13 protein-coding genes are annotated in these 21,667 nt (G+C 62.9%); all 13 read right to left on the reverse strand.

All coding sequences use genetic code 11. The features are described from left to right. Positions 1-545: 545 nt before the first annotated feature. The 13 genes from GDN70_RS24535 to aceE all read right to left on the reverse strand — a co-directional run bounded on the left by GDN70_RS24535 (position 546) and on the right by aceE (position 21,287). Complete coding sequence (locus GDN70_RS24535; protein ID WP_244625817.1) at positions 546-2,426, reverse strand: alpha/beta hydrolase; 1,881 nt, start codon at positions 2,424-2,426, stop codon at positions 546-548. Continuing rightward, on the reverse strand, positions 2,380-3,756 hold the full coding sequence (locus tag GDN70_RS24540; RefSeq protein ID WP_038946247.1) for a sigma-54 dependent transcriptional regulator: 1,377 nt from the start codon (positions 3,754-3,756) through the stop codon (positions 2,380-2,382). Before GDN70_RS24540 ends, GDN70_RS24535 begins: the two co-directional genes overlap by 47 nt. After that, positions 3,729-5,645, reverse strand: coding sequence for an ATP-binding protein (locus GDN70_RS24545; protein WP_152103134.1), 1,917 nt, complete (start codon positions 5,643-5,645; stop codon positions 3,729-3,731). Before GDN70_RS24545 ends, GDN70_RS24540 begins: the two co-directional genes overlap by 28 nt. Then, positions 5,638-6,642 (reverse strand): cytochrome d ubiquinol oxidase subunit II, encoded by a 1,005-nt coding sequence (locus GDN70_RS24550; protein ID WP_085967607.1) that lies wholly within the window; start codon positions 6,640-6,642, stop codon positions 5,638-5,640. The genes GDN70_RS24545 and GDN70_RS24550 overlap by 8 nt, the downstream gene beginning before the upstream one ends. Then, a complete protein-coding gene (locus tag GDN70_RS24555) occupies positions 6,639-8,030 on the reverse strand; it encodes a cytochrome ubiquinol oxidase subunit I (protein ID WP_271611536.1) in 1,392 nt (463 codons plus the stop codon). The genes GDN70_RS24550 and GDN70_RS24555 overlap by 4 nt, the downstream gene beginning before the upstream one ends. A 76-nt stretch (positions 8,031-8,106) precedes the next feature. After that, positions 8,107-9,429 (reverse strand): NAD(P)/FAD-dependent oxidoreductase, encoded by a 1,323-nt coding sequence (locus GDN70_RS24560; protein ID WP_152103136.1) that lies wholly within the window; start codon positions 9,427-9,429, stop codon positions 8,107-8,109. 50 nt (positions 9,430-9,479) lie between these two features. Continuing rightward, entirely contained in the window at positions 9,480-11,756 is a 2,277-nt protein-coding gene (locus tag GDN70_RS24565; RefSeq protein WP_152103137.1) for an NADP-dependent malic enzyme, read from the reverse strand. 46 nt (positions 11,757-11,802) lie between these two features. Next, positions 11,803-12,528: an acetoacetyl-CoA reductase gene (phbB, locus tag GDN70_RS24570; RefSeq protein ID WP_038971021.1), complete on the reverse strand. Its 726-nt coding sequence runs from the start codon at positions 12,526-12,528 to the stop codon at positions 11,803-11,805. A gap of 122 nt (positions 12,529-12,650) precedes the next feature. After that, the gene (locus GDN70_RS24575) at positions 12,651-13,823 is read right to left on the reverse strand and encodes an acetyl-CoA C-acetyltransferase (protein WP_085968296.1); all 1,173 of its coding nucleotides are present in this window, start codon (positions 13,821-13,823) and stop codon (positions 12,651-12,653) included. 46 nt (positions 13,824-13,869) lie between these two features. Beyond that, positions 13,870-15,213, reverse strand: a complete 1,344-nt coding sequence (locus GDN70_RS24580) for a dicarboxylate/amino acid:cation symporter (protein ID WP_028145339.1) — start codon at positions 15,211-15,213, stop codon at positions 13,870-13,872. Positions 15,214-15,255: 42 nt separating this feature from the next. After that, positions 15,256-16,989 carry a dihydrolipoyl dehydrogenase gene (lpdA, locus tag GDN70_RS24585; RefSeq protein WP_038971015.1) on the reverse strand — a complete coding sequence of 578 codons (1,734 nt, stop codon included), beginning with the start codon at positions 16,987-16,989 and terminating at the stop codon, positions 15,256-15,258. A gap of 18 nt (positions 16,990-17,007) precedes the next feature. Then, on the reverse strand, positions 17,008-18,576 hold the full coding sequence (locus tag GDN70_RS24590; RefSeq protein WP_038971016.1) for a dihydrolipoyllysine-residue acetyltransferase: 1,569 nt from the start codon (positions 18,574-18,576) through the stop codon (positions 17,008-17,010). 23 nt (positions 18,577-18,599) lie between these two features. After that, on the reverse strand, positions 18,600-21,287 hold the full coding sequence (gene aceE / locus GDN70_RS35155; RefSeq protein ID WP_085968297.1) for a pyruvate dehydrogenase (acetyl-transferring), homodimeric type: 2,688 nt from the start codon (positions 21,285-21,287) through the stop codon (positions 18,600-18,602). Positions 21,288-21,667 lie beyond the last annotated feature (380 nt).

Genomic DNA, 21,667 nt, shown 5'->3' on the forward strand with positions numbered 1-21,667 from the left:
GTCGCGCAATGCCAGCCGTGCGCCAAGCTCAGCACCGAAGCCGCTCACGCTAGTCGTCGCTAGATTTTCTTTGATCTTCCGGTGCACACGTCGTGCACACAGCGCCTTCTAACCGTTTGAAAAACATGAGCTCTCGCTCCAGTCCATCATGGGGGCTACGGCGAATTTTCGTTCTAAGCTATTCATCTTATTGAGGTATTTTAACTTCGATCAGCCCTTTGTGTAATTGGACCGACTGAGAATTCTCATTTGACGAGGCTTCCGTAACTTGGCTCTTCTAGGACGATATTTGCATGAATTGGAAGCAGAAATCGCTTCTTCGGATTCTCAATGCACACGTCAGACGGAGGCCGAGGTGTGCATGTGCAGTCAAAGCGCTTCGCTCGCACTTTTCTGTGGCAGCCCTCAACAACTTATCGATGTCGCCAAACGGTACGAAGAGCAATCCATCATTGCTTCTAATGATGAGGTCGCCTCGCTCAGCGATTGCTCGAACTGCCAGCTCTTCCGAAATCTCCCAATCGTTCCATGACCGTTCAGCGAAGTCAGTTTGCCTTCGCTTTCACATATCGGCCTGGTGCCACTTCCCCCGGAGGATAGAGGTTGCTGCCGAGTTGCGTCCGGGCGGGCACCTGATCTTCAGCCCACGGCTTGAGCCACGCGATCCAATCGTTCCACCAACTGCCTGGCTTTTCGTCAGCGCTCGCAAGCCACGCCGCCGGGTCTTCGCATCGCTTGTCCGACAGCCAATAGGTTCGCTTGTTCTTCGACGCAGGGTTGATCACGCCGGCAATGTGCCCACTCGCTCCGAGCACGAAGCGGGTGTTGCCACTGAACAGGCCCGTGGTGCGATAGGCCGATCGCCACGGCACGATGTGATCTTCAACGGTCGCCAAGACATAGGCAGGCAGGTCGACTCGCCCCAGATCGACGGACGTGCCGCACATCGTCAACCGGTTCGGCTCCCGAAGTCTGTTCTCCAGATACATGTTCCTGATGTACCAGCAATACATCGGCCCCGGCAGGTTGGTCACGTCGGCGTTCCAGAACAGAAGATCGAAACGCTCAGGCGATTTTCCCTTCAGATAGTTGTTGATCACGTTCGGCCAAATCAGCTCCTTGGAACGCAGGGTTTGGAAGACGAACCCGAGCTCCGAGCCGCGGTAAATGCCGCCGTTGCCGATGGTCTGCTCGCGCTGCCGCACACCCTCCTCGTCCACGAACACGCCGAGATCCCCCGGTTCACGGAAGTCGAGCATCGTGGTCAGCAACGTCACACTGGCGACCGACTCGTCGCCGCGCGTCCGCAGGATCGCCAGCGCAGATGACAGAATGGTTCCTCCGACGCACCAGCCGACCACGTTGACCTTGTCGGCACCCGAGATCGAGCGGGTCACCTCGATGGCGCGCATGGCGCCCTGCCCGACGTAATCGTCCCAGCCAAAGTGCCCGCACGAGGCATCCGGATTGCGCCAGGAGACCATAAAGACGGTCAGGCCGTGCTCGACCGCAAAGCGGACGAAGGAGTTGGCCGGTTGCAGGTCGAGGATGTAAAACTTGTTGATGCATGGCGGCACGATCAGCAGCGGCCGGGCCGTCACCTGCTCGGTCGCGGGTTCATACTGAATGAGCTGAAACAGCTCGTTCTCGAACACGACCGCGCCCCTGGATGCGGCGACGTCTTTTCCGACCTCGAACGCCTCCTCGTCCGTGATCGTCAGGCTGCCTCGGCCGAGATCGGCCATGAGATTGTCCAAGCCCGCCTTCAGGCTCTGCCCCTCGCTGTCCGTCGCAAGCTTTATGACGTCAGGATTGGTGGCGAGAGAATTAGTCGGGCTCATCGCCTCGACCAGCTGGCGCGTGAAGAAGCGCAGCCGATGCTTTTCCTTCTCGTCGAGATCGAGTGCTTCGACGAAGTCGACGCAATAGCGCGCATTGAGTAGATAGCATTGCTTGAGCAGGCTATAGGTGGCATTGTCCCGCCATTCCGTCGCGTTGAACCTGCGATCGCCGCGCGCGGGCTCGATGCCTGCTTCGCTCTGGACGCCGGCGGCCGATTTGAGGACATGCTCGGTGAGCTTGTACAGCCGCATCATGTGGTCCGCCTGCAATTGAGCGAGGCCTGACGAATTCAGAGCCGGGCCGGGATCGGCCCCGTTACGATCGCCCTTTGGCGCCCATCCGAGCGAGCGCCACAGGCTTTCACCCGCCTTCATAAAGCCCTCGACAAATTCGTCAGGCATGTTGAATGGCCGATTCATGGCGTTCCTCGCTTGGCAAAATTGATTGGTTCGTTGACGTCCGGTTTTCGGGCCGCTTCTGCCTGGCGCCCTTTGCCCCCGCTTGCACCGAGCGCTTGCCGTCTCATCCGCCGCGGTCTCAGGATCCGGAGCGGACGGTCGCGCCCTCCCTGATTCCGTCGACATTGACGCAGAGGCGCTTGATCTTGTCGTACAGCGTCTGCTTCGGAATGCTCAGAAGGGCAGCCGTTGCCTGGACATCGCCTTGCCTGCGCCGCAGCGCATCCTCGATGATCGATCGCTCGATGTTCTCCAGTTGCCGCGGCAATGACATATCGGACGCGCCGAAGCCCGACTTGTTGATCGACTTGCCGTCGAGGACACCGAGCACGAAACGGTCGGCGACGTTGCGAAGCTCGCGCACGTTGCCCGGCCACGAATAGGCCAGGAGGTGAGACATTGTCGGGTCATCCAGGATCGGGGCGTCGCGCTCGAAACGCCTGGCGGCATCCAGAGTGAAGTGCTCGAACAGCAGCGGGATGTCCTCCCGCCGTTCGCGCAGCGGCGGCAGCTCGATGAAAGCGACGCCGAGGCGATAGTAAAGATCGGCACGAAACAGCCGCTTTTCGCTGAGCTCCAGCAGATTCACCTTGCTCGCGGCCACGACACGGCAATCTACAGCGATCGGCTTGTTGGTGCCGACGCGCTCGATCGAGCGATCCTGCAGCGACCTCAGCAACTTGACCTGCACGCTGAGCGGCATGCTTTCGATCTCGTCGAGGAACAGCGTTCCGCCGCTGGCGTATTCGATCTTTCCGATCCGCTGACGCGTGGCGCCGGTGAATGCGCCGACCTCGTGGCCGAACAGCTCGCTCTCGACCAGCGATTCCGGCAGGCCGCCGCAGTTCACCGCAACGTAGTTGCCGCCGCGGCGGCCGCTATGATTGTGCAGGCAGCGCGCCACCACATCCTTGCCCGTCCCGGTCTCACCATAGATCGTGACGTCGACATTGGTCGCAGCCAAGGTGGAGACCAACCGGCGCACCTCCTGGATCTGCGGCGACCGACCGAGCAGGCTGGCCTCGATTCCCTGGCGGTCCGCCAAGGCGGATCGCAACGATCGCACCTCGAGCGTCAGCCGCCGCTTCTCCGCCGCCCGGCGCACCACCGAGATCAGCTGCTCCGAGGAGCAGGGTTTCTCGATGAAGTCATAGGCGCCGGTCCGCATTGCCTGCACGGCCATCGAAATATCGCCGTGACCGGTGATCAGGATCACCGGCAGATCCTGATCCAGCCGACGCAGATCAGACAGCCAATCGAGGCCGCTGCGCCCGCGCAGGCGCACGTCGCAGACCACGACAAAGGGCATGTCGGCGCGCACGGAGCTGTGGGCGGTCTCGACCGAGGCAAAGCCCGAAACGGAAAATCCCGCAAGCTCGAGCGCCTGGACCCCGCCGATCCGAACGTCGTCATCATCCTCGACATAGATCACGCCGATCGATTGGTCATCGCCCATGCGGGAGCCGCCTCTGTAATCTCAGCCAATGGAAGGGTCACAACAAATTCGGCGCCGCTCGGCGCCAGGTTTCGCGCATGCAGCTCGCCACCGAACGAGCGTGCAATGTGGTTGGACAGCATCAGGCCCAGCCCAAGCCCCTTGCCCGCGGGCTTGGTCGTCACGAACGGCTCGAACATGCGCTGCAGGACGTCGGGGGCGATCGCGGGCCCGCTGTTGCTGATCGCAATGCGGCAGCGCGCGCTCTGCGCCTCCTCCCTGCCCGCCCGGATCAGGATCGACTTCGGCTCGACATTCTCCACCGCATCCAGCGCATTCGCCACGATGTTGCACAACAGCTGCTCGAGCCGCGTCTGATCGGCGATGACGCAGAGTTTTGCGTCAATGTCCGTCGCGACGGCAACCCCGCCCTCCTTGACTCGCCCGGACAGTATTTTGAGCGATTCAGCCACGGCCTGCTCAACGGAAACCGCGCCAAGCGGGCTGCTCGACTTGTATGCGAACACCCGCAACTGGCCGGTCAGGCGTCCGAGCCGCCGCACCAGCTCGCCAATGCGGGTGAGATTTCCACGGGCATCTCCGATTGATCCGCGGTCGACCAGCAAAACGGCATTGTCGGCGGCGGTCTGCAAGGCCGCCAAGGGCTGGTTCAGTTCATGAACGATGCCCGCCGACATCTGGCCGAGCGCGGCCAGCTTGCCGGCATGAACGAGTTCGTCCTGCGTAGCGCGCAATTCGGCTGTGCGCTCCTGCACCCTGGTTTCGAGCATGTCGTTCGCCGCCTGCAACGCGGCCTGGCTCGCCAACCGCTGCTTGATCTCTCTGCGGCGTTGCTCCACAAGTCCAAGCGCCAACAGCGCGACGAGGGCGGCTAATCCCGATATGACCCCGATGACGAGCGCAGTCTGCCGTATGGGCGCCTCGTCGTCGAGAAGCACGAGTTTCCACAGCCCGCGGTTGATCGGAAGCTCGCTAACGGTATAGGCGGTGCCGTTCTCCGCGGTGATCCTTGCCGTGCCGTTCTCGGACTGGGCGACGAAGGTCCATCCGAGCGGCGCAAGATCGTGGTTTCCGTAGGGCTTGGATCGCGCGATGTCATCGCGCGTTTGAACCGACAGCGGCTCCATCGGGCGATAGCGCCACTCGTCGCGAGAGGCGAGTATCGTGACCTTGCGCTCGTCGACCAGTAGAATGTCGTTGTCGATGTTGCGCCACGCCCGCTCGAACGAATCCAGATTGACCTTGACGGTCGCGATCCCCTTGGTCGTCCCGCTGTCCTTCAGGGCATAGGACAGATAATAACCGGCGCGCGCGGTGGTGATACCGACACCGAAGAATGCACCGCGACCGTTCGCAAGCGCTTCGCTCACATAGGGACGATACGACAGGTTTTCGCCGAAGGGTGTTCCGGGCTGGTCGAAATCGGCCGCGGCCAGGGTCGCGCCGGTGACACCGAGGACGTAGAGGTTGTCGGCCCCCGCCAGCAGGTTGATCGATTTCAGATAGAGGCTGACGGCTTGCTGCAACGCGGGATCGCCGGGCGCCTCCAGCAGCCGGAACACGCCGGGGGACGTCTCCAGGAGAGACGGGAGATACTCAAATCTCGAAAGATGGCCGTCGAGTCTGGCAGCCTCGACGGCCAGCCGCTGCTGGGCCGCGGCGTGCAGATGGTCCAGTCCCCGGCGGAACATGACCGCATATCCGAGCCACGCCGCGGCGGCGACCAACGCAAGGGCAAATGCACCGCGAATGAACCAACGCGTGGAAGCAGGCGCCCCCGAACCAACCTTGGCAGGCTCCTTGACGTTCACCAGGGATGAGAGCTCCGCCATCTTGTGAACCAGCACAAACCCGGGAGCGCCGGCAATTGCGGCAGGCCACTCACGCATAGTCTAACTCTATGGTCTTGCCCCGGAATACGCGATAGGAAAATCCGGTATAGGCGATGATGACCGGCAGCGTCACGCAGACCCCGATCAGTATGACTCGGAGCGACTCCGGACTGCTGGCGGCCTGCCAGACCGTGAGCCGGTCGATCACGACATAGGGGTAGATGCTATAGCTGAGACCAAGGAAGCTCAGGAGGAACACGAGCACCAATAGCGCGAAAGGCAGCCAGCAAAGCGCGCCGCGCACGGCCGGTGCACCCAGCAGAAGGCGGACCGTCAGCAGCGCGACGCTGGACGTGATCGGGATCGAGGCCACCGCGATCATCGCCGGCAGGGTGAACCACCTGATGCGGACCGTCTCGCTGATCCACGGCGTTGCCATCGAGATCAGGATCAGACCGAGAACCATGGGTGCGAAGGCGATCTTGCTCCACTCGATCGCCTTCTCCTGCAGCTCGCCATGCGTCTTCATCACAAGCCACGTCGCGCCGAGCAGTGCATAGGCCATCGGCAACGCAATCGCGATTGCGCCGGCGAAGATCGGATAATTCCAGCCTTCGCCGAACCCGCTGATGTAGCGGCCGAGCATCCAGCCCTGGCACACCGACGCCAGCATCGACCCGGCGATGAACATGCGATCCCACATCGCCTTCCGGTCGGCTTTGGCCTTGACCCGGAAATCGAAAGCTGCACCGCGCAGGATCAGGCCGACCAGCATGAGCGCGGTCGGCAGGTACAATTCCGACAGGACCAGTCCATGCGCCTTTGGGAAGGCGACGAGGAGAAGGCCGACGCCGAGGACGAGCCAGGTCTCATTCGCATCCCAAAACGGGCCGATCGAGGCGACCATGGTATCCCGCTCGTCCGGCGTCGCCCGATGCATCAGCATGCCGACCCCGAGATCGTAGCCGTCGCTCACGACATAGACGAGCAGCGATACGCCCATCAGTCCGATGAAGATCAGTGGCAGAAGCTCGTCGAAGGACATCGACATCATGCGAACTCTCCGCGGCTCTGATAGCGAAGCGGATCCTGTGCAAGGTCCTCCGACGTGACCGCCGCCGGACGCTTTTCCGGCTTCTCCGACATATATTTCAGCACGCCGACATAGGCCACCAGCAAGCCCACATAGAGGGTCACGTAGATGACCAGGGTCAGCGCGATGCTCGCCGATGGAACGCGCGAGGCGACCTCGCTCGTTCGGATCAGGCCTGACACGATGAACGGTTGCCGTCCAATCTCCGTGACGTACCATCCGGCGATGGTTGCCACCCATCCGGCAAAGGTCATTCCCGCGAACAACCTGAGCAATGGCCGCGGCATCAGGGAAAACTCCCAACCGTCGCGCCAATGCCTCCAGAGGCCGACCCAGCTGACGAGCAACATCAGGATGCCCGTTCCCACCATGATCCGGAACGACCAGAACAGCGGCAGCACCGGCGGATGCGCCGATGGAAACTCGTTCAACCCCTTGAGCTCCCCGTCAGGATCGTGACGGAGGATAAGGCTCGCGAGTTTCGGCACGGCCAGTTCGAAATGGTTCGACCGGGTCGCATCGTCGGGAATCGCGAACAGAAGCAGCGGCGCGCCGCGCGTGGTTTCCCAGATGCCTTCAACCGCCGCGATTTTCTGCGGCTGATACTTGAGCGTATTGAGCCCGTGAAAATCGCCCGCCACGATCTGCGCCGGCGCGGCCAGGGCCGCGAACACGAGCCCGGTTCGCAGCACCCGCGAGGCGCTCGCCGTCGCGACGCCCTTGAGGAGCTGCCAGGCGCTGATCCCGATCAGCAGGAACGCGCACGTCAGCGACGACGCAAGCACCATGTGGACGAAACGATAGGGAAAGGACGGATTGAAAACGATCTCCAGCCAATTCCGTGCATGGAACTGGCCGTCGACAATTTCGTATCCCGCCGGTGTCTGCATCCAGGAATTGAGGGCGAGGATCCAGAACGCACTCATCAGAGTGCCCAGCGCCACCAGAAAGGTCGCCCCAAGGTGAATTGCTTCGCCGACGCGGCGGTGGCCGAACAGCATCACGCCAAGAAAGCCCGCCTCGAGAAAAAAAGCGGTCAGCACCTCATAGCTCAGCAACGGGCCTGCGATATTGCCGACCCGCTCCATATAGCCCGGCCAGTTGGTGCCGAACTGGAAGCTCATGGTGACGCCACTGACGACCCCGAGCGCAAATGTCAGGGCGAATACCTTGGTCCACAGCCGATAGGCGCGAAGCCAGTCCAGCTTCTGCTGTGGGTCGGTTGCGCGCAGATGCTTCAGGCGGAAGAACAGCAGCACCCAGCCCAGGGCGATCGAGATCGATGGAAATAGAATATGAAACGTGATGTTCGCGGCGAACTGGATACGCGCAAGGAGCACAGCGTCCATCAGCATCCCCTCCGGGCTCGAGCCGGCGCCGGGTGCGCAACGGCCGACACGACATCCATCTCCTTCGCGACCGCAATCAATGAAGCTTGACGTGCGGCTCGGTCCGCCGGGTGATCAGGCGGGCCAGCGTGTCGAGCGCCACCTTGGCCGGACCATGCAGGGCGTATTCGTGCATCTTGTAGAGCGACAGGTACATCATCCGCGCGAACAGCCCCTCGAAGACCAGGCTGCCGCCCACCAGTGCCCCCATCATCGAGCCGACCGTGCTGAACTCGCCGAGCGAGACCAGGGATCCGAAGTCCCTGTAGCGGTAATCCTTCAGCGCTTCGCCCCGCAGATGCCGCGGGATCTGGGAATAGAGATGCGAGGCCTGCTGATGGGCTGCCTGTGCACGCGGCGGCACATTGCCCCGCTCGCCCCATGAGCAGGCCGAGCAGTCGCCGATGGCAAAAATGTTGTCGTCGCGCGTGGTCTGCAACGTGGGCCGCACCACCAGCTGGTTGATGCGGTTGGTTTCGAGCCCGGCAATGTCCTTCAGGAAATCGGGCGCCTTGACGCCCGCGGCCCAGACGATCAGTTCGGCGGGAATGGTCCGCCCGTCCGTCAGGCTGACGCGGTCGGACCCGACTACGGACACCTTGGCGCCGACCAGCAGATTGACACCCAGCCTGAGCAGCAGTTTCTCCGTCTCCTTCGAGACGCGTTCCGGCAATGCGGGAAGCACCCGATCCGCCGCTTCAATCAGCGTGATCCTGACGTCCTTCTGCGGATCGACCTGATCGAGGCCGTATGCCACCACTTCGCGCGTCGTCCGGTGCAATTCCGCCGCAAGCTCGACACCGGTCGCACCGGCGCCGATGATCGCGACCTTCAACTGATGTTCGCCGAGCGGTGACGATTGGGCATGGGCGCGGATGCAGGCATTGACCATGCGTTCGTGGAACCGCTTGGCATCGACCTGCGTTTCGAGCTTGATCGCGTGGTCCACGACGCCCGGCGTGCCAAAATCGTTGTTCTGGCTGCCAATAGCCATGACGAGGATATCGTAGTCGAAGCTCCGCTTCGGCGTCACCTCGCGCCCTTCGCCATCGAGATAGGGCGCCACCAGCACTTGACGCCGCTCCCGGTCGATCCCGATCATCTCGCCGATCCGGTAACGAAACCCGTGCCAGTAGGATTGCGCGAGATAGTCGACCTCGTGGGCAGCGATATCCATGCTGCCGGCCGCGATCTCGTGCAGCTTCGGCTTCCAGACATGCGTCCGGTTGCGCTCGATCAGCGTGACGTCGAGCTTGCCCTTGCGGCCATATTTGTCGCCGAGGCGGGTCGCGAGTTCCAATCCTCCCGCCCCGCCTCCGACGATCACGATCCGGAGCTTTCCCGATTGCGCCTCACTCATGATGGCCTCGCCCGATCGCGTTCACAGTCCGCCCGATCGTGTCCTTCCGATCAGGCTCTCTCCGACACCGCATCCGCGGCTGCGACGGCAGCCATGTTCACGATGCGGCGGACGGTCGAGGATGGCGTGAGAATGTGGGCGGGCTTGGCCGCGCCGAGCAAAATGCCGCCGACCGTCAGCCCCTGCCCCGCAGCCATCCGCAAAAGATTGTACGAGATGTTGGCCGCGTCCAGATTGGGCATCACCAGCACGTTCGCCGGACCTACGAAACCGGAATCGGGAAACTCGTGGTCACGCACCGACTGCGACAGCGCCGCGTCGCCGCGCATCTCGCCTTCCACGGCCAGATCGGGCGAGCGCGCGCGGATGATCGTGCGCGCCTCCCGCATCTTGTGCGCCTCCGGCACCGCCGAGCTGCCGAAGCTCGAATGCGACAACAGCGCCACTCGAGGCGTGATGCCGAATCGCCTGACTTCGGCGGCCGCCAGCAGCGCGATGTCGGCAACCTGCTCGGCAGTCGGATTGAGATTGCAATGCGTGTCGCAGATGAACAGCTGATGCTGCGGGAGAATGAGCATTTGCATTACGGCGAGCGTCCGCACGTCGTCCCGCGTTCCGATCACGTTCTTGATCGCCGCCAGGTGATCGGCGGTTCGCCCGATCACTCCGCAAAGCATCGCATCGCCGATCCCTCGCTCGAGCAGGATCGACGCCAGCACCGTTGCATTGCTCCGCGTCTCCGACAGCGCGAGGGCCGCCGATACGCCATCGCGCCTCCTGCGCGCATGATACACGTCAGCGCATTTGGAATAGACCTGCGCATCGTGCGGATCGATGATCTCGCAGTCCTGGCCGGGCCTGAGCCGGAGACCGAAAGCCTTGATCTGCTGTTCGATGGTGGCAGGCCGGCCGAGCAACAACGGCTTCGCGATCCGCTCGTCAGCGATGACCTGTGCTGCCCGCAGCACGCGCTCATCCTCGCCTTCGGCCAGAACGAGGGATTTTCCGCTCCCCTTCGCCACCGAAAACACCGGCTGCATCGCATTGCCGGACTGGTAGACAAAACGGCTCAGCTTCTGCCGATAAGCGTCCATATCGGCGATCGGGCGCCTTGCAACACCGGTATCGACGGCCGCCTTTGCCACCGCCGGCGCAATCATCTCGATGAGACGTGGATCGAACGGCTTTGGAATGAGATAGTTGCGCCCGAAGCGAAGGTCCTCGCCCTTGTAGGCGGTTGCGACCACCTCAGGAACCTCGGCCATGGCGAGGTCTGCGAGTGCGCGGACCGTCGCCAGCTTCATCTCCTCGTTGATGGTGGTCGCACCGCAATCGAGCGCGCCACGGAAGATGAACGGGAAACACAGGACGTTGTTGATCTGGTTGGGATAGTCCGAACGCCCCGTGCCGATGATCGCATCGGGACGAACCGCCAGCGCGTCTTCCGGCATGATCTCCGGAACCGGATTGGCCATCGCGAAGATCAGGGGATCGCGGGCCATCCTCTTGACCAGGTCTGATGTCAGCACCTTGCCGGCCGACAGTCCGAGGAAGATGTCCGCATCCTGGATGATGTCGTCCAGCTTCCGCGCATCCGTCTTCACGGCATAGCGCGCCTTGTTGTCGTCCATGCTTTCGGTACGGCCGGCATACACGACACCCTTGGCGTCGGTCACGATGATGCGCTCGCGGCGCAATCCAAGGCTCACGATGAGATCGAGGCAGGCGAGCGCCGCAGCACCCGCGCCGGAGCAGACCAGCTTGACCTCGGCGATGTCCTTCTTGACCAGCTTCAGCCCGTTGAGGATCGCGGCTGCAGCGATGATCGCGGTGCCATGCTGATCATCGTGGAAGACGGGTATCTTCATCCGTTCGCGGAGCTTCTTCTCGATGTAGAAGCATTCCGGCGCCTTGATGTCCTCGAGGTTGATGCCGCCGAAGGTCGGCTCCATCCGCGCGATCGTCTCGATCAGCGCGTCGGGATTCTCCTCGGCGAGTTCGATGTCGAACACGTCGATGCCTGCGAACTTCTTGAACAGGCACGCCTTGCCCTCCATGACCGGTTTTCCGGCCAGCGCGCCGATATTGCCGAGGCCGAGCACGGCGGTGCCGTTGGTGACGACGGCGACGAGGTTGCTGCGGGCCGTCAACACGTCCGCTTGCAACGGATCCTCGGCGATGACCAGGCAGGGCTCGGCCACACCAGGTGAATACGCCAGCGCCAGATCGCGCTGGGTGGCCATCGCCTTGGTCGGCACCACGGAGATCTTCCCCGGCGTCGGCAGGCGATGATATTCGAGTGCGGCTTCCCTGAGATCCTGGTCCATCGTGTTCCTCGACTTGATTCTTCGGTTCGGGAGGCCGCATGCGGCCTCAGATCATGTGCTGGCCGCCATTCGCCGATATCGTCGATCCCGTGATGAAGCCGGCATCGTCGGAGGCGAGAAACACCACCGCGCGCGCGATCTCGTGCGGTTCACCCAGACGGCCGACCGGAATCTGGGGCAGAATGTTCTTGGCCACGATCTCCGGACTGATCGCCTTGACCATCTCGGTGGCGATATAGCCGGGGCAGATCGTGTTGACGGTGATGCCGGCGCGGGCGCCCTCCTGGGCCAACGCCTTCACGAAGCCGATGTCGCCGGCCTTGGCAGCGGAGTAGTTGACCTGGCCCATCTGGCCCTTCTGGCCGTTAATCGAGGAGATGCAGATCACGCGACCGAACTCGCGCTCGCGCATGCCTTCCCACACCGGCCGCGTCATGTTGAACAGCGAGTTCAGATTGGTGTTGATGACCGCGTACCATTGCTCTGGCGTCATCTTGTGGAACATGCCGTCCTTGGTGATGCCGGCGTTGTTGACCAGCACATCGACCGGCCCCAGGTTGGCCTCGACCTGTTTCAAGCCGGCGACGCAGGCCTCGTAGTTCGAGACGTCCCATTTGTAGACGTTGATGCCGGTCTGACTCTTGAACTTCGCAGCTGCCTCGTCGTTACCGGCATAACTCGCCGCCACCTTGTAGCCGGCCGCCTTGAGTGCGACCGAGATCGCCTCGCCGATGCCGCGCGTTCCGCCGGTCACCACCGCAACTCTGGACATGATTTCCTCCTGATCCTGATCGGTTATTCTTTTGCCGGCGCACGGCCAGCCGCTGTCGTTCGCGGATGGTGTGGTGCCGTCCGCGTTCATTCTGCTCCGGCGCTTATGGCCGGTGTTCTCTGCTACCGTTCGACCGTCAGGGCGACGCCCATGCCACCCCCGATGCACAACGTTGCAAGCCCCTTCTTCGCACCCCGCTTCTGCATCTCGAACAGCAGCGTCGTCAGCACGCGGGCGCCAGACGCACCGATCGGATGACCGATGGCGATGGCACCGCCGTTCACGTTCACGATCGAGGGATCCCAACCCATGTCCTTGTTGACGGCGATGGCCTGGGCCGCGAAGGCCTCGTTGGCTTCGACGAGATCGAGATCCCCGACCTTCCAGCCGGCCTTTTCCAGTGCCTTGCGCGAGGCCGGGATTGGCCCCGAACCCATTACCGCCGGGTCGACGCCGGCGGTCGCCCAAGAGACGATTTTTGCAAGCGGCGTCAGGCCGCGCCTGCTGGCTTCCTCCGCGCTCATCAACACCAGCGCGGCCGCGCCGTCGTTGAGGCCCGAGGCGTTGCCGGCAGTCACCGAGCCTTCCTTGTTGAAGGCGGGCTTAAGTTTGGCGAGAGCATCCTGCGTCGTGCCGGCACGGATATACTCGTCCTGGTCGACGACAACGTCGCCCTTCCTGGTCTTGACGGTGACGGGAACGATCTCGTCCTTGAACCGGCCGCCCTTTTGCGCGTCCTCGGCCTTGTTCTGCGAGCGGGTGGCGAAAGCGTCCTGCTCCTCGCGGGTGATCTGCCATTTGGCGGCGATGTTCTCCGCCGTGACGCCCATGTGGTAGCCGTGGAAGGCGTCCATCAGGCCGTCCTTCAGCATGGAATCGACGAATTTGACGTCACCCATCTTGGTGCCGACACGCATATGCGACAGATGCGGCGCCATCGACATCGACTCCATGCCGCCGGCAACGATGACCTTTGCGTCGCCATTGGCGATCTGCTGCAGCCCGAGCGCCACCGACCGCAGACCCGAGCCGCAGAGCTGGTTCATGCCCCACGCCGTCTTCTCCTCCGGAATGCCGGCCGCCATGGCGGCCTGCCGCGCCGGATTCTGCCCCTCACCGCCGGACAGCACCTGGCCCAGGATGACCTCGTCGACATCTTCAGGCGAGACCTTGGCGCGTTCGAGGGCACCCTTGATCGCGACGGCTCCGAGCTCGTGCGCGGTCAGCGATCCAAGTGCACCGTTGAAGGAGCCGACCGGCGTTCGCGCGGCGGACACAATCACCACATCAGTCATGACCATTTCCTCTTGTCTGTCTGTTAAATCTCTCGCAATCCAATCGCTAGATGCCCCTGCCCTCTGCCACGGCGGTCTCGAAGTCTGTCGGATCGATGTCGCGCTCGAGACCGACACGCAGCTTCTCGCGATCGAGTTCGCCCTCCCACCAGGCCACCACCACGCAGGCAACACCGTTGCCGCAGAGATTGGTCAGCGCGCGGCATTCGCTCATGAACTTGTCGATACCGAGCACGATCGCCATGCCGGGAAGCAGCTCCGGCCTGACGGCGGCGAGCGTGCCGGCCAGCGTAATGAAGCCGGCACCCGTGATCCCCGATGCGCCCTTCGAGGTGAGCATGGCAACGACGAGAATCGTCAACTGCTCGCCGAAACTGAGCTGCACGTTCATCGCCTGGGCGATGAACAGCGTCGCCAACGTCATGTAGATGTTGGTGCCGTCCAGATTGAAGGAGTAGCCGGTCGGCACGACGAGGCCAACGACCGGCTTGGAGCAGCCGAGGCGCTCGAGCTTCTCCATCATCTGCGGAAGCGCGCTCTCCGAGGACGACGTGCCAAGCACGATCAGCAATTCATCCTTCAGATATCTGAGGAACTTGAAGATCGAGAATCCGGCGAAGCGGGCGATCAGACCAAGGACCACAAAGACGAACAGGAGCGCAGTGACATAGAAGGTTGCGATAAGCCCAGCGAGATTGCCCAATGCCTGCGGACCATACCGCCCGATCGTATAGGCCATCGCACCGAACGCACCGATCGGGGCCGCCTTAACAATGATCGAGATGACGCCGAACATCGCGTGAGCCACGTCATCGATGAACGCCCGCACGGTATGGGCGCGCTCGCCGAGCCCCATCAGCGCAAAGCCGAACAGGATTGCAAACAGCAGGACCTGCAGGATTTCTCCCTGCGCAAACGCTCCCACGACCGTGTCCGGGATGACGTGCAGGACGAAATCGATCGACCTCATTTCGCTCGCCTGCTTGGCGTAACCCGCGACAGCAGCGGCGTTGGATTGACCCTGAAAGCCTGCTCCAGGCTGCACCACATTGCCGACGATCAAGCCGAGTGCCAGTGCAAGCGTCGACACGATCTCGAAATAGATCAGCGCCTTGATCGCGACCCGACCGACCTTCTTGACTTCGGAGATATGGGCGATGCCGGAGACGACGGTACAGAAGATGATGGGCGCAATCACCATCTTGATGAGCTTGACGAAGCCGTCGCCCATCGCCTTGATCCACTCGTTCTTGCCGAGTTCGGGCGAGACCCAACCGACGATAATGCCGAGCACGATAGCTGCGAGCACCTGAACGTAGAGCACCCGGTAAAATGGCTTCTTCTGCGTCACGGCCTTCTTATCGACCGTCGCACTGGTCGCTCCAGACATTATGTCTCCTCCCTCATTTCGCTGCGTTCCGCGCGGGCAGTCCTACTTCTTCTTCTGCGGCGGCAGATCGGTACAGTGGCCCTCAAAGACCTCCGCCGCCATGCCGATGGACTCGCCGAGCGTCGGATGCGGATGAATGGTCTTGCCGATATCCGCGGGCTCGCAGCCCATCTCGATCGCGAGACAGACCTCGCTGATCAGATCGCCCGCATGTGTGCCGACGATGCCGCCGCCGATGACGCGTTGCGTCGCCGTGTCGAACAGAAGCTTTGTGAAACCCTCGTCGCGACCGTTGGCGATGGCGCGGCCGGAGGCTGCCCAGGGGAAAACCGCCTTGCCGAACTTGATGCCTTCGGCCTTGCACTGATCCTCCGTCTTGCCGGCCCAGGCGACTTCGGGATCAGTGTAGGCCACGGACGGAATCTGCCTCGCGTCGAAATAGGATTTTTCGCCATGGGCGACTTCCGCGGCCACATGACCTTCATGCACGGCTTTATGTGCCAGCATCGGCTGCCCGACGATGTCGCCGATCGCGAGGATATGCGCCACGTTGGTCCGCATCTGCCTGTCGACGTCGATGAATCCGCGATCGGTCACCGCGACACCCGCCTTCTCGGCGCCGATCTTCTTGCCGTTCGGGCTGCGGCCGACCGCGACCAGAACCAGGTCATAGAGTTGCGGCGCCGACGGCGCCTGCTCGCCCTCGAAGGAGACCTCAATCCCGGCCTCGGTGGCCTTCCCACCGACCGTCCTGGTCTTCAGCATCACCTTGTCGAAGCGACGCGCGTTCATCTTGTCCCAGACCTTGACCAGGTCGCGGTCAGCGCCCTGCATCAGGCCGTCGAGCATCTCGACCACGTCGATGCGTGCGCCGAGTGTCGAATAGACCGTCGCCATCTCCAGCCCGATGATGCCGCCGCCGATCACCAGCATGCGCTTCGGGATCGATGTCAGCAGCAGGGCGCCGGTCGAGTCGACGATGCGCGGATCCTCGGGCAGGAACGGCAGCTTCACGGCCTGGCTGCCGGCGGCGATGATGGCCTTGGCGAACTTGATCGTCTTCTTGCCGCCTGCCGAGGTAACCTCGAGATGATGCGGGTCGAGGAAGGCGCCGACGCCGGTCACGACCTCGACCTTGCGGGCCTTTGCCATTCCGGCAAGGCCGCCGGTCAGCTTCTTGATCACGCCGTCCTTGAACGCACGCAGCTTGCCGAGATCGATCTGCGGCGCGCCAAAGGAGATTCCGTGGTCCGGGAGGTGCTTGACCTCGTCGACGACGGACGCCGTATGCAGCAGCGCCTTGCTCGGAATGCACCCGACATTGAGGCAGACGCCGCCGAGTGTGTCGTAACGCTCGACCAACACGGTCTTCATGCCGAGATCGGCGGCTCGGAAGGCGGCGGAGTAGCCGCCGGGACCGGCGCCGAGCACCAGCATGTCGCATTCCATATCCGCCTTGCCGGAATGGAATGCTGCGACAGGAGTCGCTGCCGGTGCCGCGGCGGCGGGGGCAGGCGGCGGCGTGGCCGCGGCGCCCGCGGCTTCCAGCATGAGGATGACGGCCCCTTCGCTGACCTTGTCGCCGACCTTGACCCTGACCTCCCTGACAACGCCGGCATGCGAGGACGGAATCTCCATCGACGCCTTGTCGGACTCGACCATGATCAGGCTGGTGTCGACCGCGACGGTCTCGCCGGGCTTGACCATGACTTCTATCACCGCGACGTCCTTGAAGTCGCCGATATCAGGCACCTTCACTTCGACCTGCTGAGCCATGCTGCCCTACTCCCGATCTCAGAACAGCACGCGCCGCAAATCGGCGAGCACGCTGGCGAAATAGACGTTGAAACGTGCGGCCGCCGCACCGTCGATGACGCGGTGGTCCCACGACAGCGACAGCGGCAAGGTCAGGCGTGACGTCCAGGTCTTGCCGTCAGGCGAATGCTGCTTCCAGTATCCCTTGCACACGCCCATGATCGCGACTTCCGGCGCGTTGATGATCGGCGTGAAATAGATGCCGCCGATGCCGCCGAGCGAGGAGATCGAGAAGGTGCCGCCCTGCATCTGGTCTGGCTTGATCTTGCCTTCGCGCGCAAGCTTGGCGAGCGCGTTCATCTCATTGGCGATGTCAGGCACCGATTTCTTGTCGGCATCGCGGATGACGGGCACCATCAGGCCGTTCGGCGTGTCGGCGGCAAAGCCGATGTGCCAGTAGTTCTTGTAGACCAACGTGTCGCCGTCGAGGCTGGCATTGAACTCCGGAAACTTCTTCAGCGCCGCGACGGCTGCCTTCACCATGAATGGCAGCAGCGAGAGCTTCACGCCGCTCTTCTCCAGCTCCTTGTTCATCTTGACCCGGAACTGCTCGAGCTCGGTGATGTCGGCCTCGTCATGGGTCGTGACATGCGGGATGACGACCCAGTTGCGATGCAGATTGGCTGCCGAAATCTTCTTGATGCGACCGAGCTCCTTGCGCTCGACCGGGCCAAATTTTGCGAAATCGATCTTGGGCCAGGGCAGCAGATCGATGCCGCCGACACCGCCCCCGCTTGCGGGCGCAGCCTGCGGCTTGGCGGCGGACGCCCCGCCCTTGGCAACGGCCTCGACGTCTTCGCGAACGATACGGCCGTGATTACCGGAGCCTTTGACCTTGCCGAGATCGACACCCATCTCGCGTGCCAGCTTGCGCACCGCCGGTCCGGCATAGGCGAGCGCGAAGGCCTTTTCGTCGACCCCGCCGACTTGCGCCACGGGAGCCGCTGCGGGCGCCGACGACACTGCTGCAGGCGCAGGCGCCGCAGAGGCGGCCGTCGTGGACGCATCGCTGGTCGCGAGCACGAGAATGATCGCGCCCTCGCTGACCTTGTCGCCGGTCTTGACCTTGATCTCGCGCACGGTCCCCGAGAGGGGCGCCGGCACTTCCATCGTCGCCTTGTCGGATTCAAGCGCGATCAGCGGATCCTCAGCCTTGACGCTGTCGCCGGGCTTGACGAAGATTTCAATGACCGGAACGTCCTTGAAGTCACCGATATCGGGGACGCGCACCTCGGCGACACCGGCCGGTGCGCTGACTGGCGATGGCGGCGCGCTGACGACCGGGCGAGCCTCGGCCTGCTCCGCGCCAGCGCCCACGAACTGCACGATCACGGCGCCTTCACTGACCTTGTCGCCAACCTTCACGGCCACCGACTTCACCACGCCGTCGCGCGGCGACGGCACTTCCATGGTCGCCTTGTCGGACTCCAGCGCGACCAACGGATCCTCGGCCTTCACCGTGTCGCCCGGCTTGACGAAGATCTCGATCACGGGGACTTCCTTGAAGTCGCCGATATCGGGAACCTTGATGTCGATCAGACCACTCATCGCTCTGCCCTCGGCTCCCTGGCTCACACAGTCCACGGCGCAGCGCGCCCGGCATCGATTTGATATTTGGCGATGGCCTCGGCCACGATTGCGGGCTTGATCGTCCCCTCATCGGCGAGCGCCTTGAGCGCCGCGACCGCGACGTAGTGCCGGTCGACCTCGAAGAACTTTCTAAGCTTCACGCGGTAGTCGCTGCGGCCGAACCCGTCGGTGCCGAGCACGACGTAGCGACGCCCGGCCGCCTGGACATATTCCCGGATCTGGTCGGGGTAGTTGCGCATGTAGTCGGTGGAGGCCACGACCGGCCCTGGATGTCCCTTGAGCTGCGATTCCACCCAGCTCTCGCAACGCGGCTCGGTCGGATGCAGCAGGTTCCAGCGCTCCGCCGCCATGCCATCGCGGCGTAGCTCGTTGAAGCTGGTTGCGCTCCAGACGTCAGCGGTCACGCCGAAGTCTGCCTTGAGCAAATCGGCGGCCGCGATCACCTCGCGCAGGATCGTGCCCGACCCGACAAGCTGGACGCGGAGGCCCTTCTTCGCGGTCTCGCCTCCGTTCTTCAGGAGATAGAGTCCCTTGAGGATCCCCTCCTCCGCCCCTTCGCCTGCATCGGCAAGCGCGGGATGCGGATAGTTCTCGTTCATCAGGGTGAGGTAGTAGTAGACGTCCTCCTGCGCCTCGTACATCCGGCGCATGCCTTCGCGGACGATCGTCACGACCTCATAGGCGAAGGTCGGATCGTAGGAGATGCAGTTCGGGATGGTCGCGGCGAGCACGTGGCTGTGGCCGTCCTCGTGCTGCAATCCCTCGCCGTTCAGCGTAGTCCGGCCGGCGGTGCCGCCGAGCAGGAAGCCGCGGGCCCGCATGTCGCCCGCAAGCCAGGCGAGATCGCCGACGCGCTGCAAGCCGAACATCGAGTAGTAGATGTAGAACGGGATCATCGGCACGTTGTTCGTCGAGTAGGACGTCGCCGCAACGATCCAGCTCGACATCGCGCCGCCCTCGTTGATTCCCTCCTGGAAGACCTGTCCGCTCTTGTCTTCGCGGTAGTACATCAGCTGATCGGCGTCCTGCGGCCTGTAAAGCTGGCCGACCGACGAGTAGATGCCGAGTTGCCGGAACATGCCTTCCATGCCGAAGGTGCGGGATTCGTCCGGTACGATCGGCACGATGTGCTTGCCGATCACCTTGTCGCGCACGAGCGCACCGAGCAACTGCACGAAGGCCATCGTCGTCGAGATCTCGCGCTCGCCGGTGTTTTCGAGCAGCCGCTGGAACGTCGAGAGCGGCGGAATTTGCAAGGACGCGGATTTCCGCCGGCGTTGCGGTAGGTAGCCGCCGAGCTTTTCGCGCTGCGCCCGGAAATACTTCATCTCCGGACCATCTTCCGGCAACCGGAGGAAGGGCACCTTGGCCAGGTCCGCGTCGGCGACCGGCACCTGGAAACGGTCACGAAAGCCGCGCAGCGCGTCCTGCGTCATCTTCTTCGCCTGATGGGCGATCATCTGGCCCTCGCCGGACTCGCCCATGCCGTAGCCCTTGACGGTCTTCGGCAGAATGACCGTGGGCTGGCCCTTGTGGTTCACGGCCGCGGTGTAGGCGGCAAAAACCTTCTCGGGATCGTGGCCGCCGCGCGCAAGCTGCCAGATCTCGTCGTCGCTCATGTCAGAGACGAGTTGCTTGGTTTCCTCGTACTTGCCAAAGAAGTGTTCGCGAATGTAGGCGCCGCTCTTGCTCTTGAAGTCCTGGTATTCGCCGTCGACGCATTCTTCCATGAGCCTTAGCAGCAGCCCGCTCTTGTCCTTCTCCAGCAGGCGGTCCCAACCCGAGCCCCATAGCACCTTGATGACGTTCCAGCCCGCACCGCGGAAGACACTTTCGAGCTCTTGCACGATCTTGCCGTTGCCGCGGACGGGCCCGTCGAGCCGCTGGAGATTGCAGTTGATGACGAAGATCAAATTGTCGAGGTTCTCGCGGCCGGCGAGCGAGATCGCGCCGAGCGATTCCGGCTCGTCGGTTTCGCCGTCGCCCATGAACGCCCAGACCTTCCGGTTGGACGTCTCGGCCAACTTGCGGTTCTCGAGATATTTCAAGAACCGCGCCTGATAAATCGCCATCAACGGCCCCAGCCCCATCGACACCGTCGGGAACTGCCAGAAGTCCGGCATCAGCCAGGGATGCGGATAGCTCGACAAACCCTTGCCGCTGGTCTCCTGCCTGAAGCTGAGGAGCTGCTCCTCGCTCAGTCGCCCCTCAAGGAAGGCGCGCGCATAGATGCCGGGGGAACAGTGCCCCTGCACGAAGATCAGGTCGCCGCCATGGGTCTCGGTCGGTGCGTGCCAGAAATGGCCGAAACCGATGTCGTAGAGCGTGGCGGCAGACTGGAAGCTGGCGATGTGGCCACCGAGCTCCGAGCTCTCCTTGTTGGCGCGCAGAATTATCGCCAGCGCATTCCAGCGGATGATGGAGCGAAGCTTGTGCTCGATCGCGCGGTCGCCCGGCAGCGCCGGCTGCTGCTCCAGCGGGATCGTGTTGCAATAGGGTGTCGTCAGCGACTGCTCGATCTGAAGGCCACCGCGTCGCGCGGCGTCGAGCATCGCATTGACGACGAACTCCGCGCGTTCGTTGCCGCGGTGCCCCCGGACCGCCGACAGGGCATCGAGCCACTCCCGGGTTTCCTGCGGGTCCTGATCGTGAGCGTCCGCGATCGTCATTACCTTCTCCATTGCATGCCAAGCCGCAGTCGCGTGCCAACGTTCATTGCGGTCCGCATTCATGCGGACACGCGCAATGCCGATCGGGTGATGTCCCGGTCGTTTCAGGTGATGGGTTGTGTGTTGGCTGGCATCTGAACGTCCCCTCGCGCTGCATGTTCTGAAGCTGTCGCTTCTTTTGGCAGATGCTTAAGCAGCATTCATGCCAGACCGCGAAAAGAACGGCATTCGCGTCGATGTCGTTCAACTTGCTCGGTTTTACCGGGCGGGTCGGAGCCCCCGCCCATGCATCCGGGCTCGATCCGTCTGAAGCTCCGGAAAACCGGCTAGAGCATCGCCCGAAATCTCGGATCAGCAGATGGAGGGTTCCGAATGCCGCG

Source organism: Bradyrhizobium sp. TM102 (assembly GCF_009176685.1).
GTDB classification, from domain to species: Bacteria; Pseudomonadota; Alphaproteobacteria; order Rhizobiales; family Xanthobacteraceae; genus Bradyrhizobium; species Bradyrhizobium ottawaense.